Origin of the sequence: Amycolatopsis antarctica (assembly GCF_002262875.1) — a bacterium.
Lineage (GTDB): Bacteria > Actinomycetota > Actinomycetes > Mycobacteriales > Pseudonocardiaceae > Amycolatopsis > Amycolatopsis antarctica.
The window spans coordinates 1-15151 of sequence record NZ_NKYE01000011.1 but is presented as its reverse complement, the minus strand read 5'-3'; the positions used below and the strand labels follow the sequence as shown (position 1 = coordinate 15151).

Sequence of the window (15151 nt, the reverse complement as noted above, 5' to 3'; positions counted from 1 at the left end):
GGGAGTGCGGCCGGCCCGTGCCGCTGCGGCCCACGCCAACGGTGTGCCGGGTCAGTCGATCTTCGGGGTAGCGCGCATACCTACGTAGACGTAGGGCTTCCCGTCGGGCAGTTCGGCGAAGACCACCGGCAACGCGTCCAGTCCGAAGGCCTCGCCGGAGGCGGCGAACACCGTGTCCGACAACGGAACCAGCTCGGCCTCCAGCGGATCGGCGTAACCTGCCATGCCGTCGACGAGTTCGTAGCGAAGCCGCGGCCGGCCGGTATCGCCACGCAGGATCGTGGTGCGTACACCCTCCCGCCGGTACGTGCCGAGGTACCGGGCGGTGTTCACCTCCGGCGGGTGCTCCGGCACGGCGAACGGTGCGGGCATCCGCACATCCGCGAGTTCGCCGAGAAGTTCACCGAACAGGTCGGCGTAGAGCCGATCGGCGTGCCCGCCGTTGACCATCAGTGCCACCGCCAGGCCGGCGTGCGGCACGATTCGCAGGAACGACTGCTGAGTCACCGCGCTGCCGTCGTGTCCGTAGCCCGGCACTCCCGCCCAGTCGTAGAGCGTCCAGCCCGCGCCCCAGCCATCTGCGTGCATGGTCCATTTGTCCGGGCTGCCCGCCTCACGGGTCCGCATGGCGACGGCGGACGCGACGGACAGTACCCGGGTGCCGTCCGCGGCGAGGCCGTCGTTGAGGTGCATTCCGGCGAAGCGTGCGACGTCGCCGGCGGAGGTGATGATTCGTCCGTAAGGCCCCGCCGAGCGGGGCATCATGTCCCATGTCGGTGCGGGTTCGGTGCCGAAGTGGCCCATGGCGACCCGGAATCGCAGCGCTTCCTCGGGCAGCGTCACCGACCGGGCCAGACCGAGCGGCGCGAACACCAGATCGTGCAGCGCCCGGTCCCAGGTGGTGCCGGTGACCACCTCCATCACCCTGCCCAGCACGGCGTAGCCGACGCTGCTGTACGACAGGGCGATACCCGGCGGGCAGTCCGGTGCCACCGACTCCGCCGCCGTGACGTAGCGGGCCACGCAGTCGTCTCCCCGGCCCGTGTCGTGGTTGAAGTCGCAGGTCAATCCGCTGGTGTGGCTGAGCAACTGGCGGACGGTGATCTTCGCGCTCGCCGGGTCCGGAGTGTGGAAGTCCGGCAGGATCGCGGTGATCGGCGTGTCCAGGCCGAAGGCGCCGGTGTCCGCCAGTCGCATGATCGCGGTGGCGGTGTAGGCCTTGGCGAGTGAACCGCTGAGGAACACGGAGTCTGTGGTCACCGCGACCCCGGTGCCGCTGTGCAGCACCCCGCTGGCCAACTCGTGCACCTGGTCGTCGACGACGAGGCCGAGCGCGGCCCCTGGCACCTGGTGCGCGGCACGCAGGGTGTCCAATCTGGTCTGCCAGTGGGCAATGTCGATGTGCATGTCGGGTGCTCCGGTGGTGGGCTCAGCGGCGGTGGCCGGCGTGCACGGCATCGAGCCGGGTCTGCCATTCGGCTACCAGGCCGGGCATCTTCTCGGCGAGGAACTCGGCGAACGCGGCCAGCTCGGCCAGCCGGACGCGGCTCTCACCGCCCGCGGTCGCCAGCCCGCGTCGGGCGAGCACCCCGAGCGCGGCGTACTCGGACTGGTTGTCGAGCAGTCGCGACCAGACCTCGGGATGCAGCCGAACCCGGTCGACCCGCTCACCCGCGGTCCGCGACCTCCGTAACCACGACCAGTCCTCGAGCTGGCGGGCCGCGGCGGTCACCCCGGTGCGGCTGGCCTGCAGGCTCTCGGCGATCTGGGCGATGGTCTGCGCCGCCGGATCGCACACCAGCAGCCAGCCGATCACCCTGCCGGTCATCGGGGGCAGCCCGTACTGCCGGGCGAAACAGCGGCCCGCGTCATCGGCGAACTCCAGGTCCCAGCCGGTATCCATGGAAATATCGTACCTAAGATAACTGAGATCACGGAAATCTGTGTCATCTCGGGTCGATCTTCGCGATTTCCCGATCCTTGGCGGCGCGGTGGCAGGGCTGGGCTGGCCCGAAGGGCACGTGTCTCCGGTGGCACATCCGCTACGCGCCACACCTACCGGAGGTCCTCCGGTCGATGTCGGACCGCGAGCGCCCGCCACGGTCGGCTCCGGCGCGCCGAGATGGGCGTCGGTCCCGGCCGGTGTCACGGTGGTGTCAGTGGACCGCGCCGTGCGCGGGGTCCGCCTCGGCGATCGACTCCCGGTGCCGCCGATTGGCGGCGATCACCGAATCCAGCGCGCGCAGGGTCTCCCGCAGGTCCCCGATGTACGAGTCGAGCCGCTCGCGCTCAGCGACGAGCCTCGCCCACGCCTCGTCGGCGTTCCGGGGGCTGGGTGTGTCGACACATGGCAGCAGTTCAGCGACCGTCCGACTAGACAGACCCGCGCGGTAGAGGCACTGGATGAAGCGGATCCGGTCGACATCGGTGTCGACGTAGTGCCGCTGCCCGCTGTCGCTGCGGGTGCTGGCGAGGAGGCCCTTCTCCTCGTAGTAGCGCAGCGAGCGGACGCTCACCCCGCTCCGCCGCGCCAGTTCACCGATCCGCACGCCGTTCTCCCTTCGCGGTGTTGTCCGGCCCTCCTGTGCGACGACGGGGTGAGCACTCCCATGTTGTCCACAGTGGATGGATGGCGTGGAACGTCAGCGGCGAACCAGTTCCACGACCGGAATGAGCCGGTCGGTCTTCTCCTGGTACTCGGCGAACTGCGGCTGCGCGGCTGCCTGCCTGGTGTAGACACGGTCCCGTTCGGCGCCGTCGAGCACCGTCGCCCGCACCGGGAAGGTGTCCTCGCCGACCTCGACGGTGACCTCGGGGTGAGCGAGAAGGTTGTGGTACCACGCCGGGTTCTCCGGTGAACCACCCTTGCTCGCGAACACGAACAGGCGCTCACCCTCGGCGAGGTACACCAGCGGCGCGATCCGCTCGGTACCGGATTTGGCTCCGAAGTGATGCACCAGAATCAACGGCGCGTTGGCGAACATGCCGCCGACCTCACCGCCGTTCGCGCGGAACTCGTCGATCACCTTGGCGTTCATCGCGGCGAAATCCGTCATCGGTTTCCTCTCCTGACACGGTTCGGCACACGTCGTCCCTCGGCCGAAGCTGACCGACCGCCCGTCCGTGTGCTCGGCTCCAGCGTAAAACCTGACACTGACGTCAGGTGTCGTGTTGGTGACGACCATCACCGAGCCGCGGTGGTAGCCACCTCGGGGCGCACGGATGATGCGAGGTATCGCGCCCGGCGTGCCGGGAACCGGCCTTATCCCACAGGATCCGGGAAAACGAGGTGAGCCCGGTACTTCTGCGCAGACTATTCGAACTCTGTGGTGCCAGCTCGTCGCACGCTGTTAGTTTCCCTGGTAGACGTGCCGCGTGCGCACCGATACAGACAAAGGAGCGTGACCTGATGGTTGCTCGTAAACCGCTGGTCGGGGTGCTGATGACCGGTGCGTTCCTGCTTCTGGGAAGTGTCGCGGGCAACGCGGCCGCGGACCCGCGGACCGCCGCGAACCCGACGGAGAGCGTGGGGACCGCTTCGGGGGCTACGCCCGCCGAAGCCTGCCCGTACCCGGGCCACCAGTGGAAGCACCCGCTCGACGTCGGCATCGTCTGTGACACCAGGTCGGCCATCGTGAACCTGCCGGGGTACCCGGCCCAGGAGGTGGCGATCGGTGGCGACTACTTCGTCCACTACGACTCGGGCGACGGGTGGCGCAGGCTGGGCAACATCGAGGTGAACCGGCAGGTTCCCCCGTCCGAGCTGGGCCTGGACGGTGGCGGTGACGGCCAGCTCCGGACCGTCGGCAAGGACAACCGGGACTACTGCGTCACGTTCACCGAAGGCAAGTGGACAGCATGGGCGCCCTGCTGAACTCCTTCGCGGGGCCTCTCTGACAGGGCGCCACGTACGCCGATGGCCTGGAACGAGCCCGGCCTATCGGCTCAGGCCGGGAATCCGGCCTGGCCCGACACCGCGCGTTCCCGCGGACGGGTAGAGATGTGAACCGACGACCGCGCGCCGGGGCAGGCCTCCGGACGCTCGATCGAGACCGGTTGTCCATTGTGGTGTCGTTGACGCTGCTGAGCGCGGCGTGCCGAGAGAGGCTGGAGATGAGTACCGGTAGCGGGTCTGGGGACGATGCGAACGAGTTGCTCCTGCTGGGACAGTCGGTGATGGTGGCGAAGGTGCTGTCCCTGATCGCCGAGATCGGAGTCGCCGACCTGTTCGATGGCCGGCCGCTGACAGTGGAGCACCTCGCGGAGCGCACCGGCACGGTGTCCTCGGCGCTACGCAGCTTCCTGCGCCTACTGGCCGGGCACGGCGTGGTGGAGGAGTTGCCGGACGGCCGTTTCGAGCTGACCGCGCGTGGCACGCTGCTGCGGTCGGACCACCCGAACTCGCTGCGTTCGATTCTCCGGCTGTACACCATGCTGTACGCCACCTTCGACCGTGCCGACCACACCTTGTACACGGGGCAGTCGGCGTTCGAGTTGGTGAACGACAAGCCACCCTTCGAGTACTACCGGGAGAATCCCGAACTCGGCGCGCTGTTCGACGCGGCGATGGCGGACATGAGCCGGGGTGAACGGGACGACCTGATCAGGTGGTACGACTTCTCGCCCTACCGCCACATCGTCGATGTCGCCGGCGGCGACGGGACTCTGCTCACCGCTGTGCTGAAGAAGTATCCCGACGCGGCCGGGACCGTCTTCGAGCAGGAACACGTCGTGGCGGCCGCTGTCAGAAGCAGCGTCCGATGTGGACTCGAAGAGCGAATGGCCGTGGTGGCGGGTGACTTCTTCACCGAAGTTGCTTCAGGGGGCGACCTCTACATTCTGAAGTCGGTCGTTCACGACTGGCCGAAGGACAAGGCGGAGATCATCCTCCGCCGTTGTCACGAAGCGATGTCTTCCGGTACCCGCCTGGTTCTCTTCGAGCGAGTCCTCTTCCCCGACAACGTCTACGACCAGGCCAAGACCCATGACGTCATGATGCGCACCCTGTTCTCCGGTGCGGAGCGTACGGTCGCCCAGTTCCGAGAGTTGCTGGCCGACTGCGGATTCGACTTCATCGGCACGACGCGGGTCGGCGACACCCTGCACGCCGTGGAGGCCACCCGTCGCTGACACCGGCGGTTCGTCGCTGTCCGTGCTCCCCGTATGCCCGACCTGTCCTCGGTCAGGGGCCGGTGCACACTCCGGTGCGCCAGGCCCAGGCGGCGATCTCCACTCGGTTCCGGACTCCGAGTTTCCGCTGGACGTTGGCGAGATGTGTCTTCACGGTCGCTTGTGTCACGTACAGGCCGCCTGCGACTTCGTCATTCGTCCGTCCCTGAGCCACCAGTTTGACCACTGCCAGTTCTCGCTCGGTCAGCGGCTCGAGAAGGGGCTTCTCGACCGTATCCGGGTCTTTGCCGCGGTCGGGGGCCAAATGGGACAACAGGCGCACGGTTACCGCGGGCGAGATCAACGTGGTTCCGTTGGCGGCCGCACGAACGGCCTCGACGAGCAGAGCGGGCGACATGTCTTTCAGCAGGAACCCACAGGCACCATTGCGTAGGGCTTGATAGACGTATTCGTCGAGGTCGAACGTCGTGGCGATCAGGACGTTGAGCGGTTCGTGTACAGCGGGTGCGGCGAGCAATCGGGTCGCTTCGAGCCCGTCCAGCTTGGGCATCCGAATGTCGAGCAGGCAGACGTCGGGCCGCAGCCTGCGCGCATCCGCCACCGCCGCCTCGCCGTCGCCGACCGAGGCGACGACCTGCATATCAGGCTGCGAATCGAGGATCATCTGGAACGCCGACCGCATCATCTTTTGATCGTCGGCGATCAGCACGCGAATCGTCATCCTTGAGATGATGGCAGTACGGCCGTTACCGCCCACCCGGTACCCGTGGGCCCCGCTGACAGGCGGCCGCCGACGGACTCGACGCGTTCGGTCAGTCCGACCAACCCGAAGCCGCCGGGGAGTCCGTTAGAGGCGGCGATGCCGTCGTTGGTCACGCTCAGCTCAACGGATTCACCGGAATCGTGGGCACTGATCTCCACGCGGGTCACCTCCGCCGCGTGTCGCAGAACGTTGGTCAGGGATTCCTGGACGACGTGCCGGGCCGCGTCGAGTGTCTTCGGTGACAGTGTGCGGGTCGCCAGAGTCTGGTCGATCGACGTCGTGACCGGAGAACCGGTGTACCTGTCCGCGGCGTCGGCGACGATCGGGCCGAGTGTCTGATGTGGACGGACCGGTGCCGTCGTGTCATCCCGGAGTACCGTGACCATGCCGCGCATCGATACCAGCGCTTCGGAGCCGGCCTTCTCGATTCCGGCTAGCATTTCGTCGAGCCCTTCCGGGGAAGGTGCCATTCCTGCGGCTGTGATGAACCGGACGGCCTGGGCCTGCGCGACCATCGCCGTTACGTGGTGCGCGACGAAATCATGCAGATCGCGGGCGTACTCGAGGCGCTGGGACTGTCTGGCAAGGTCGAACGCGTCCGCGCGCCGCCGGTCGTGCAACCGCAGATACATACCGAGCAGCGCCATGAAAGCCATGCCGAACACGATGGCGGCGCCGATGAGGGACCGGTACTCCTGGTCCGCGAGTCGTAGCGGCAACAACGGGGCCGCGATGAACAGGAGCGCCGCCAGCCACACGGCTCGCCGCGGCGAGACCTGAATGATCACCCTGACCATCAGGGTCGCCAGTCCGAGCAACTCGATGACGCCGAACGTGTTGTCCGGTGGGAATTGCAGATGCGCGCAGATGACCGTGAACACGATCGACAGCACGGCGATTCCGCTGACCACCGTGGCGGAAACGGTCGACGAGAGCAGGGCCGCCACGGGCACCAATCCGCAGAGCACGATGCCGATCGCACCGGTCGCGGACTCCGCGCTGACCCCTTCCAGGATCACCACGACCCCCGCGGTCATGGCGAGTAACCCCGCGGTCAGGCGCTGCACCCAGGTGAGTCTGTCGAAAATGCCGATCATGCGGCGAGACTAGGACAGTGATGACGGTCCGGCCTCATTCTTTCGGCCGAGCGGCGGTCGCATCACTCGCCAGCGTGGTTGATCCGTTCGACGACGGATCCGCACAGGATCAAAACCGTCAGCTGGATCGAGGACAACGGAGCGGGCGATGGATCAGCGAACGGTCGCGGTAGCCGACCAGCTCGGCAAGGCCTACGGAACAGGCCAGGCGGCCGTGACCGCACTGGCCGGAGTGTCGGCACGGTTCCAGCAGGGCGAGTTCACCGCGGTGATGGGCCCGTCCGGTTCCGGAAAGTCGACGCTGATGCACTGCCTTGCCGGGCTGGACACCCCGACATCGGGCAAGGCGTGGATCGGTGGTTCCGACCTCGGCTCGTTGACCGATGCCAACCTCACGAAGCTGCGGCGAGAGAAAATCGGGTTCGTCTTCCAGTCGTTCAATCTGCTGCCCACGCTCACCGCGTGGGAGAACATCGTGCTGCCCTTGTCGCTGGCCGGCAAGCGTCCGGACAAGGCGTGGACCAATCGTGTCGTCGACGCGGTCGGGTTGGCCGACCGGCTCGGCCACCGGCCCGCGGAACTCTCCGGTGGACAGCAGCAGCGCGTGGCCTGCGCCCGTGCGCTGGTCTCCCGGCCGGACATCGTCGTCGCGGACGAGCCCACCGGCAATCTCGACTCCAGGACCGGCGCGCAGATCCTCGGCCTGCTGCGGATGTGCGCGCGCCAGTGGGGGCAGACGGTCGTGATGGTCACACATGATCCGATCGCCGCGGGATACGCCGACCGCGTGTTGTTCCTCGCGGACGGGCGGCTCGTCGACGAGATGGCCCAGCCCACCGCGGACGGTGTCCTCGATCGGATGCGACGGTTCGATGCCCAGGCGGTCCGCTGATGTTCCGGATGGCGATCCGCTCGATCCTCGCCGGCAAGATCCGATTCCTGCTCCCCACCGTGGCCGTCGCGCTCGGCGTCGCCTTTGTCACCGGTTCGCTGCTGTACAGCTCGTCGGTGCGGGCGTCCCTTGAAGGCGGCACACCGGACTTCGCGGTGCAGATCACCGCCCGGTCGACGACCGACGCCGGTGTGACGGCAGACGTGGTGGCGAAACTGCGTGCCGTGGACGGTGTGGCCGAGGTCCGGCCGACCTCGGAAGGCGAGACGTTCATTGTGGACAATGAGGGCGGGTTGGTCGGCCAGCCCGTGTACGCGGGCGGTGTCACCTACGACCCCGACTACCAACTGACCGCGGGACGGGCGCCCGCGGGTGCTACGGAGATCGCGATCGACGACTGGACCGCGAAACGCACCGGTTACCAGGTGGGCGACCAGATCCGGTTCGTCGCCGACGGTACCGCTCGCGACGCCCGGCTGGCCGGGACCTTCACGACGTCGGACACCCGAGTCACTCGAGGTGGCACGCTGACCGCCTTCGACGACGCCACCGCACGCGCCCTGTTCGCCAAGACGCCCGACAGCAACACGACGGTCTCCCTCACCACGGCGCCGGGCACGTCGGAGTCCGCACTCGCGGCGAATGTCAGGGCGGCCGTGTCGCAGGACGAATTCATCCTTGACACGGCGTCCGAGTTCACCGAGACCGCCACCGATGGCAAGCTGACCGCGATCCTGCTGGCCTTCGCCGGTATCGCCTTGTTCGTCTCGATCTTCCTGGTGGCCAACACGTTCACCATGTTGTCCGCCGCGCGGGCCCGGGAACACGCGTTGTTGCGTGCCGTCGGTGCCGACCGCCGATACGTGACGCGGATGGTCCTCGCCGAAGCGTTGGTAGTGGGTGTCGTCGCCACTGTCGTCGGCTACCTGCTCGGGATCGGAGTGGGGGTGTCGCTGGATTCCCTGTTCGGCGTCGTCGACGGACCTCCGATCGAGCCCCGGATCTTCGGGGTTGAACCAGTTCTCGCCGCGCTCGGGGTCGGGATCGGCGTGACCGTCTTCGCCGCGTACATTCCGGCCCGCCGTGCTTCCGCGGTCCCGCCGATCGCCGCCCTGCGTACGGGATTGCCGCCGACCGGAAAGTCGTTGCGGCGGCGCAATACTGCCGGATTCGTGATGACCGGCCTCGGTACGGCGATCACGACTGCCGCTGCGGACTCGGAGGATTGGCTCTACCTCGGCGCACCGCTGCTGTTGCTCGGACTGATCACTCTCACACCGTTGTTCGGTGTCTGGCTGACTGCGTTACTGCGCCGTCCGCTGACCCGTGTCGCGGGGATCCGAGGCACCCTGGCCGTGCAGAACACCCGCCGGAACCCGCGCCGCACAGGTACAACGGCAAGCGCGCTCATGATCGGGCTGGCCATCTGCGGGGCGGTGACCGTGCCGGTCGCGTCGGTCGCCGCCGAGGATGCTCGTCGGGCCGACACCGGTGACCGTGCCGATATCCGGATCAGCGCCATCGGCTTCGCCGAAATCGGCGAGGACACTCAGGGGCGTGTCGCTCAGCTTCCCGGCATCGACGCCGTCACACCCTTGACCCCGACCGAGGTTGGCTCCCGCCCGAATTCGCTGAACGTGGCCGGGGTGGATCCGGCCACGATCGGCAGCCTCATCTCGTTCACCCTCCGATCGGGCTCACTGGACGACTTGGCAGGCGGAATCGCGGTCAGCGACGAGGAAGCCGATGCCCACGAATGGGTTGTCGGAAGTGTCGTCCCAGGGGACAGGCCGTTGCCGATCGTCGCGATCTTCGACGCGCCGGCGGGCTTCGACTACGACGCGCTCGTCGGAACCGCGAACGGCGCGCCGGAGACGATCCTGATCAAGACCGCCCCGGGGCGAACCGACAGCGCCCAGGCGGAGATCCGTCGCGAGCTGAACAATCCGACCCTGGTGGTGCAGACCCACGCCGAGTACATCGACGCCGAGCGTTCCCAGTTCGACGCGGTGCTGAACATTCTGTACGCCCTGCTCAGCATCTCGGTGCTGATCGGTGCGCTGTCCGTGGTCAACACCATGACGATGTCCACCCGGGAACGGGTCAGGGAGATCGGCCTGCTGCGCGCGGTCGGCCTCAGCCGTGGCCAGGTCGGCACGATCCTGCGGCTGGAATCCGTGATCATTGCCGTCCTCGGCGCCATCACCGGTTTGGTCGGCGGATGCGTCATCGGCGCGGCGGCGGTATCCAGCCAGGACGGCATTCCTGTCGCCATGCCGTGGGGTCGACTCGCCTTGTTCGTCGCCCTGACAGTCGCGATCGGCATTCTGGCCGCCCTGTGGCCCGCACGAAACGCCGCCAGGATTCCGCTCCTCAGGGCCATTCACACCGACACCGAATAGCGGCGGTCAGGCACCGAGGGTGGTGTCTTCCGGTCGAGGTACGGGCCGGTGTCGAGCGGGTGAGCGGTGGCTTCGATCTTGCCTGCGTTCCAGCGGAAATGTGGATCGTCGCGCATCCCGGCCGGCCGGTACCCCTACTTCGGTGCCTGGAAGCCGCCGTTCTTCTGCTCGAGCAGTTCGGCCAGCCACAGCGGGGTCCGGTCCTCGAACATCGGGCCGATCAGCTGCACTCCGACCGGCAGGCCTTCGGGGGACCGGCCGGCGGGTATGGCGGTGGCGGGCAGGCCGGGCATCGTGGCCAGACCGGCCCAGACGAGCTGGTCGAAGTACGGGTACTCGACGCCGTCGATGTCGATGCGCCGCTCCAGTGGATTGGGGCTGTGGTCGTGCGGGAACGCGGGCGTCGGGGTGATCGGGCACACCACGGCGTCGAACTCGGCGAACAGCCGCCGCCAGCTGTGACGGTGGACCTCACGGCGGTTGTTCGCTTCGATCCAGTCGTGGTGGCTTAACACCATGGCACGCAGTCGCACGGCGTCGAGTGTCTGGTCGTCCGCGCTCAGTGCGGCGGCGCGGGTTCGCAGCAGTTCGTGCGATTCGGTGGGAAAACGTGCGACGGAGCCCGAGATCAGCAACTGCGTGTAGAGCGTCGCGGCTTCGGTCAGATCGGGCAGCAGCGGACTGTGCCGTGCGACGCGGGCGCCGCCGTCGACGAGCGCGTCGGCCACCCTGTTCACACCCGCCAGCACGGCGGCCCCGGTCGGAATGAGCGGATGTTCGTCGAGGACCAAGACCCGGAAATCGCGGAGCCGCTCGTGCCGGGCGGGCGGCAGTGCCAAGCGGTGCGCCACGCCGAACGTCAAGGGGTCCGGTCCGGCCATGACGTCGAGCAGGAGCGTGAGGTCGCGGGCGGTGCGCGCCATCGGACCGACGACGGCGAGGTCGAGGTCGACCGGCAACGCCGGCTCGGACGGCGGGACCATACCGCGGTTGGCCACCAGTCCGAGCGTCGGCTTGTGCGCGTAGATGCCGCAGAAGTGTGCTGGGGTGCGCAGCGAGCCGGCGATGTCGGAGCCGATGGACAGCGCACCGAACCCGGACGCCAGTGCCGCCGCCGACCCGCCGGAGGATCCGCCCGGCGTGCGACTGCGATCCCACGGGTTTGTGGTGGTGCCGTGGATCTCGTTGAAGCTCTGTATGTCTTGCAGCCCCAACGGCACATTGGTCTTGCCGAGCAGCACCGCGCCCGCGACCTTGAGTCGTGACACCTGTACCGCGTCCTCGTACGGCATGTAGTTCCGGTGCGGCGGCATGCCCCAGGTCGTGGGCAGCCCGGCGATGTTGTACGACTCCTTGACCGTCACCGGGATGCCGAGCAGCGGCCGGTCCTCGCCACGCGCGCGTGCCTGGTCGGCACGGTGTGCGGCGGCCCGAGCCCGGTCGAAGTCCGGTACGCAGATCGCGTTGATCGCCTCGTCGTCGCGCTCGATACGGGTGATCGCCTCGTCGGTCAGTTCCACCGATGTCACCACACCAGCGCGCAATGCGGCGATTAGCTCTTCGGCCGCCTGAAAGCTCCAGTCCATGAATCCGAAGTTATCGGCCTGCCACAAAGGGCACGAAATGTCGGTTCGCGCAACAATGAGGTCGAACGGGCCACCTTCACCAACGAAGTCGCGCACTTGTTCTACGGCCGAAGCTAGGTTGTCGCAGTTCACAGCGCGTGCAGCGGGCCAACTCCGCCCGTACGGGCCATAAAAACGTCGTATCGCGCAACAGGATGGATATCTCAGTTCGTGTCCGCTGACCGTTGATGCTCCCGATCGCGCATTGGGCCTTGACCAACACCATCGTTGGTCAACGAGCAATTGTCTTCGTGTTCCTCAGCGTCCGCTCATGCCGCATAGCTCGCGTCTGCCAAGGGACTGTCATGAAAACGGTGCGTCCGGTCTGACACACTGAGCAACAGCTCGGCGAGAAGGGGTGGCGTCTGATGACGACGACACTGGGTGGCGTGGTGAAGAGGAAGGCCGATGAGCAGTCGGCGGAGCAGCCGACCGCGGTCGAGCTGATCCGCGCGGCCAAGGAGCAGGGGGTTATCGCTGACCGGCCCGGACGTGCTGCTCGAGCAGCTGGATAAGACGGTGCTCACAGAGAACACCGGGCCGGTCGCGATCGAGGCGCCACGCGATCAGGCCGGCCCGTTCGTGCCGCAGATCGTGAAGAAGCGTCAGCGGGATTGACCGGGTCGACGAGGTCGTGCTGTCGCTCTATGTCAAGGGGCTCACGACCGGTGAGATCAGCGCGCACCTCGCGAGGTCTGCGGTTCGCCCGTCCGTTGGAGTCGATCTATGCCGCGGTCTTCATCGATGTGACCGTGGTCAAGGTCCGTGACGGCCAAGTCGCGAACCGCCCGTTCGGTGCCGCGATAGGGGTGACGCTGGCCGGGGGCCGCCACAGCTTTGGCCTCTGGGCCGGCACCGGCGGTGGGGCGCGAAGTTCTGGATGGCGGTACTCACCGACCTGAAGAGCCGAGGCGTCAACGACACGTTCCTTGTCGTCTGCGACGGACTCAAAGGACTGCCCGAGGTCGTGTCGAACGGTGGCCCCCGGCGCTGATCCAGACCTGCGTCATCCATCTGATCCGCAACACCGTCCGGCTCACCAGCCGTCGCTACTGGGACGAGCTGAAGCGGAATGTGAAACCGATCTGAACCGCGGCCAACGCCACCGCTGCCCGCACGGCGTTCGACCAGCTCGCCGGCAAGTGGGACGATCACTACCCGGCGGTGGCCCGGCTCTGGGACAACGCCTGGGTCGAGTTCATCCCGTTCCTCGATTACGGCGTCGCGATCCGCACTGTCGTCTGCTCGAACAACGCGATCGAGTCGCGCAATGCCCGTTACCGGCGAGCGATCAACGGCCGCGGACACTTCCCCAACGAGCAGGCAGCGTTGAAATTCCTCTATCTGGTCACCCGATCACTGGACTCTACCGGCCAATGCCGGCCACGATGGACCCTGTTGGCCGGATGGTCCGCTGGGCCGCCGCCTGTGGGGTGTGGCGAGCTCACGCAGCGGTGCGCTTCGCCAGGTAGGACAAATGGTGCGAGGTAGCGAAAGCTACAGGTTTGGTCGTCGATCCGAGACCGTGGCCTCGGCCTTCGGCTGCGTCGAGTATTTCGCGATCACCCCAGGAGAAGTCCGGTCCGAAGAAGCTGTCGGATTCGACGACCTCCCGGAACACAATGCGGAAAGTGTGAGCACGAACGTTTTCTTCATATTTCTCGACGGCGTCCTCGGGCTCGGCCATTCGCTGGCGTATATAGAGCCAGTGATAGGGGCAGGTGTACTTAACGCTGACATGTTTGCTGCGAAATCCCGGACCTGTCAGGGGGTGAACGACGCCATAGTCACCGAGATGAAGGTCGGCGTAGCCGCCTTGGGCAACCGACGCCCAGAGCTGCTCCTCAACGCGAGGCGCCTCCCAGATTGCGGTCTCTTTGAGCGAGGATGGTACCGACCCGCACAAGAGGCTCCTTGAGCGAAACGGCCCGAACAGCGAAAGGGTATCGAGAGTTGCGGCGATGTCTTCTGTGAGGCGGGCGCCAGCTTGGTCCACGTACCGTAGGTCGACGATCAGATCGAGGTCGGCGGGTTCAACATGAAGCCATCTAAAGAGTTGTTCGTATTGGTCGGCAGTTGCGCCAATCGTGCGTATGCGTAGGGCTCCGCCAGCGCCGAGTTCTTGGCAGAGCCGGCTTGTGGTCGATGCCGCGCTTTGTGTCGCGTCGCTTCGAATGACAGGTATGAACGGCACTGTCGCGTCGTTGTCGAAGAGATCGGCTTGGCGTGAGAGGCGATCCACGAGCTCGCCGACCGCGCCCGCCGTGCCGTTGCCAAATCCCGTTTTCCCAACTGTGTCGGATGCGTCCAGCATGGCGTGGCGTCCCAGACGGTGGAGGTGGCGAACGACAGCTTCGACCTCAATCAGCTGTTTCGCGGGTGTCATGCCGTTTGCTTCGAATTCCAATAGGGGTTGGACTTGGCGCACGTCGTCGGCCGTATTGAGCTGGTTGAGTGCCGCAAACTCGCCCTGCTTCGCTCGAAGCGCGATGAGGGTATGGAAGCTCCGAGGAACAGGCATCATCACCGCCAATACTGACCGTAACAACTTGAATACGAAGATCTACGTTAACGGTCGTAGTCGTGGGTGGGTATCCGCCATAAGGGGAGGAGGGGTGCGAGGCAGCGCAGTTCTCCATCGAGGTGAGCGTCGTAACCTTTCACCAGCTTGGCCTAGAGAAACGTGATCGGGTGGGTTTTAGACTGTCCGCTCGTCGAGGTTTCGGCCGGTGCAACGCCGAGAGGACGGCAGATCACCACGTCGTTGAATGGACCCTGAGGTTGCCTCTGCCCGATGCCGTTCGCGGCGGTCTCGGTCACCTTCCAATCGGTAGGAGTCAAGGGGACCGGTTCGCGGTTCCAGCGTTCGCATGATCAACGACCGGGAAAGACAGGGTCGGCAGCAAGTTGAACGGTCACGGGTTGGGCCGCTTCCTATTTGGCTCCACTGTGCTGGCCGATCACCCGAAGACGATGAACTTGCGCGAGGACGTCGTGCTACCGAAGGTGCGCAGGTGGATCGGTGGCTTGTTCCACCGCGACAACATCGACCGCACGGTTGGCACGCTGGCCGGGTCGCAAGGCGACGCCGGATCGGATCGGCACGAGTCGGCTAAGAGGGTGTGGTGAAACCCGGCTCTGTTGGTGGACGCGGGTGTGGTAGTTGATCTTTGTTGGGTGGTTTGTGGTCATCTTTGTGGGTGTGTCGGTGTAGCTGTGTGCCTGTGTATGCCTCGTCGTTG

At 66.5% G+C, this 15151-nt stretch carries 12 protein-coding genes and 1 pseudogene; 5 read left to right on the top strand and 8 right to left on the bottom strand.

The features are described 5' to 3' along the window. Positions 1-51: 51 nt before the first annotated feature. The 4 genes from CFN78_RS18090 to CFN78_RS18075 all read right to left on the bottom strand — a co-directional run bounded on the left by CFN78_RS18090 (position 52) and on the right by CFN78_RS18075 (position 3056). Positions 52-1407: a serine hydrolase domain-containing protein gene (locus CFN78_RS18090; RefSeq protein WP_094864129.1), complete on the bottom strand. Its 1356-nt coding sequence runs from the start codon at positions 1405-1407 to the stop codon at positions 52-54. 22 nt (positions 1408-1429) lie between these two features. Next, positions 1430-1903, bottom strand: coding sequence for a GbsR/MarR family transcriptional regulator (locus CFN78_RS18085; protein WP_094864022.1), 474 nt, complete (start codon positions 1901-1903; stop codon positions 1430-1432). Between the two features lie 253 nt (positions 1904-2156). After that, positions 2157-2549, bottom strand: coding sequence for a MerR family transcriptional regulator (locus CFN78_RS18080; protein WP_094864021.1), 393 nt, complete (start codon positions 2547-2549; stop codon positions 2157-2159). Positions 2550-2642: 93 nt separating this feature from the next. Next, positions 2643-3056 carry a nitroreductase family deazaflavin-dependent oxidoreductase gene (locus CFN78_RS18075; protein ID WP_094864020.1) on the bottom strand — a complete coding sequence of 138 codons (414 nt, stop codon included), beginning with the start codon at positions 3054-3056 and terminating at the stop codon, positions 2643-2645. Between the two features lie 353 nt (positions 3057-3409). Here CFN78_RS18075 and CFN78_RS18070 point away from each other — a divergent pair, with 353 nt between their 5' ends. Both CFN78_RS18070 and CFN78_RS18065 read left to right on the top strand, forming a co-directional pair. Further along, positions 3410-3874: a hypothetical protein gene (locus CFN78_RS18070; protein WP_094864019.1), complete on the top strand. Its 465-nt coding sequence runs from the start codon at positions 3410-3412 to the stop codon at positions 3872-3874. Positions 3875-4113: 239 nt separating this feature from the next. Continuing rightward, a complete protein-coding gene (locus CFN78_RS18065) occupies positions 4114-5130 on the top strand; it encodes a methyltransferase (protein WP_094864018.1) in 1017 nt (338 codons plus the stop codon). Positions 5131-5182: 52 nt separating this feature from the next. On the opposite strand, the gene CFN78_RS18060 is transcribed toward CFN78_RS18065, so the two are convergent. Both CFN78_RS18060 and CFN78_RS18055 read right to left on the bottom strand, forming a co-directional pair. After that, on the bottom strand, positions 5183-5851 hold the full coding sequence (locus CFN78_RS18060) for a response regulator (RefSeq protein ID WP_094864017.1): 669 nt from the start codon (positions 5849-5851) through the stop codon (positions 5183-5185). Further along, positions 5848-6990, bottom strand: a complete 1143-nt coding sequence (locus CFN78_RS18055) for a sensor histidine kinase (protein ID WP_094864016.1) — start codon at positions 6988-6990, stop codon at positions 5848-5850. The genes CFN78_RS18060 and CFN78_RS18055 overlap by 4 nt, the downstream gene beginning before the upstream one ends. Before the next feature lie 148 nt (positions 6991-7138). Here CFN78_RS18055 and CFN78_RS18050 point away from each other — a divergent pair, with 148 nt between their 5' ends. Both CFN78_RS18050 and CFN78_RS18045 read left to right on the top strand, forming a co-directional pair. After that, positions 7139-7882, top strand: a complete 744-nt coding sequence (locus CFN78_RS18050) for an ABC transporter ATP-binding protein (protein ID WP_094864015.1) — start codon at positions 7139-7141, stop codon at positions 7880-7882. After that, positions 7882-10284, top strand: coding sequence for an ABC transporter permease (locus CFN78_RS18045; RefSeq protein WP_094864014.1), 2403 nt, complete (start codon positions 7882-7884; stop codon positions 10282-10284). The genes CFN78_RS18050 and CFN78_RS18045 overlap by 1 nt, the downstream gene beginning before the upstream one ends. Before the next feature lie 134 nt (positions 10285-10418). Here CFN78_RS18045 and CFN78_RS18040 read toward each other — a convergent pair whose 3' ends face one another. After that, entirely contained in the window at positions 10419-11870 is a 1452-nt protein-coding gene (locus CFN78_RS18040) for an amidase (RefSeq protein ID WP_094864013.1), read from the bottom strand. A gap of 407 nt (positions 11871-12277) precedes the next feature. Between CFN78_RS18040 and CFN78_RS29835 the strand changes: the two are divergent. After that, a pseudogene (locus tag CFN78_RS29835) lies at positions 12278-13307 on the top strand (IS256 family transposase); the annotation flags it as partial. 46 nt (positions 13308-13353) lie between these two features. On the opposite strand, the gene CFN78_RS18030 reads toward CFN78_RS29835, so the two are convergent. Next, positions 13354-14433 carry a beta family protein gene (locus CFN78_RS18030; RefSeq protein WP_240519537.1) on the bottom strand — a complete coding sequence of 360 codons (1080 nt, stop codon included), beginning with the start codon at positions 14431-14433 and terminating at the stop codon, positions 13354-13356. Between the last annotated feature and the right edge of the window lie 718 nt (positions 14434-15151).

Coding starts and splice junctions, on each gene's coding strand:
- CFN78_RS18075 (WP_094864020.1), bottom strand. CDS start 3,056: ATGACGGATTTCGCCGCGATGAACGCCAAGGTGATCGACGAGTTCCGC.
- CFN78_RS18090 (WP_094864129.1), bottom strand. CDS start 1,407: ATGCACATCGACATTGCCCACTGGCAGACCAGATTGGACACCCTGCGT.
- CFN78_RS18070 (WP_094864019.1), top strand. CDS start 3,410: ATGGTTGCTCGTAAACCGCTGGTCGGGGTGCTGATGACCGGTGCGTTC.
- CFN78_RS18060 (WP_094864017.1), bottom strand. CDS start 5,851: ATGACGATTCGCGTGCTGATCGCCGACGATCAAAAGATGATGCGGTCG.
- CFN78_RS18050 (WP_094864015.1), top strand. CDS start 7,139: ATGGATCAGCGAACGGTCGCGGTAGCCGACCAGCTCGGCAAGGCCTAC.
- CFN78_RS18045 (WP_094864014.1), top strand. CDS start 7,882: ATGTTCCGGATGGCGATCCGCTCGATCCTCGCCGGCAAGATCCGATTC.
- CFN78_RS18085 (WP_094864022.1), bottom strand. CDS start 1,903: ATGGATACCGGCTGGGACCTGGAGTTCGCCGATGACGCGGGCCGCTGT.
- CFN78_RS18055 (WP_094864016.1), bottom strand. CDS start 6,990: ATGATCGGCATTTTCGACAGACTCACCTGGGTGCAGCGCCTGACCGCG.
- CFN78_RS18030 (WP_240519537.1), bottom strand. CDS start 14,433: ATGATGCCTGTTCCTCGGAGCTTCCATACCCTCATCGCGCTTCGAGCG.
- CFN78_RS18065 (WP_094864018.1), top strand. CDS start 4,114: ATGAGTACCGGTAGCGGGTCTGGGGACGATGCGAACGAGTTGCTCCTG.
- CFN78_RS18040 (WP_094864013.1), bottom strand. CDS start 11,870: ATGGACTGGAGCTTTCAGGCGGCCGAAGAGCTAATCGCCGCATTGCGC.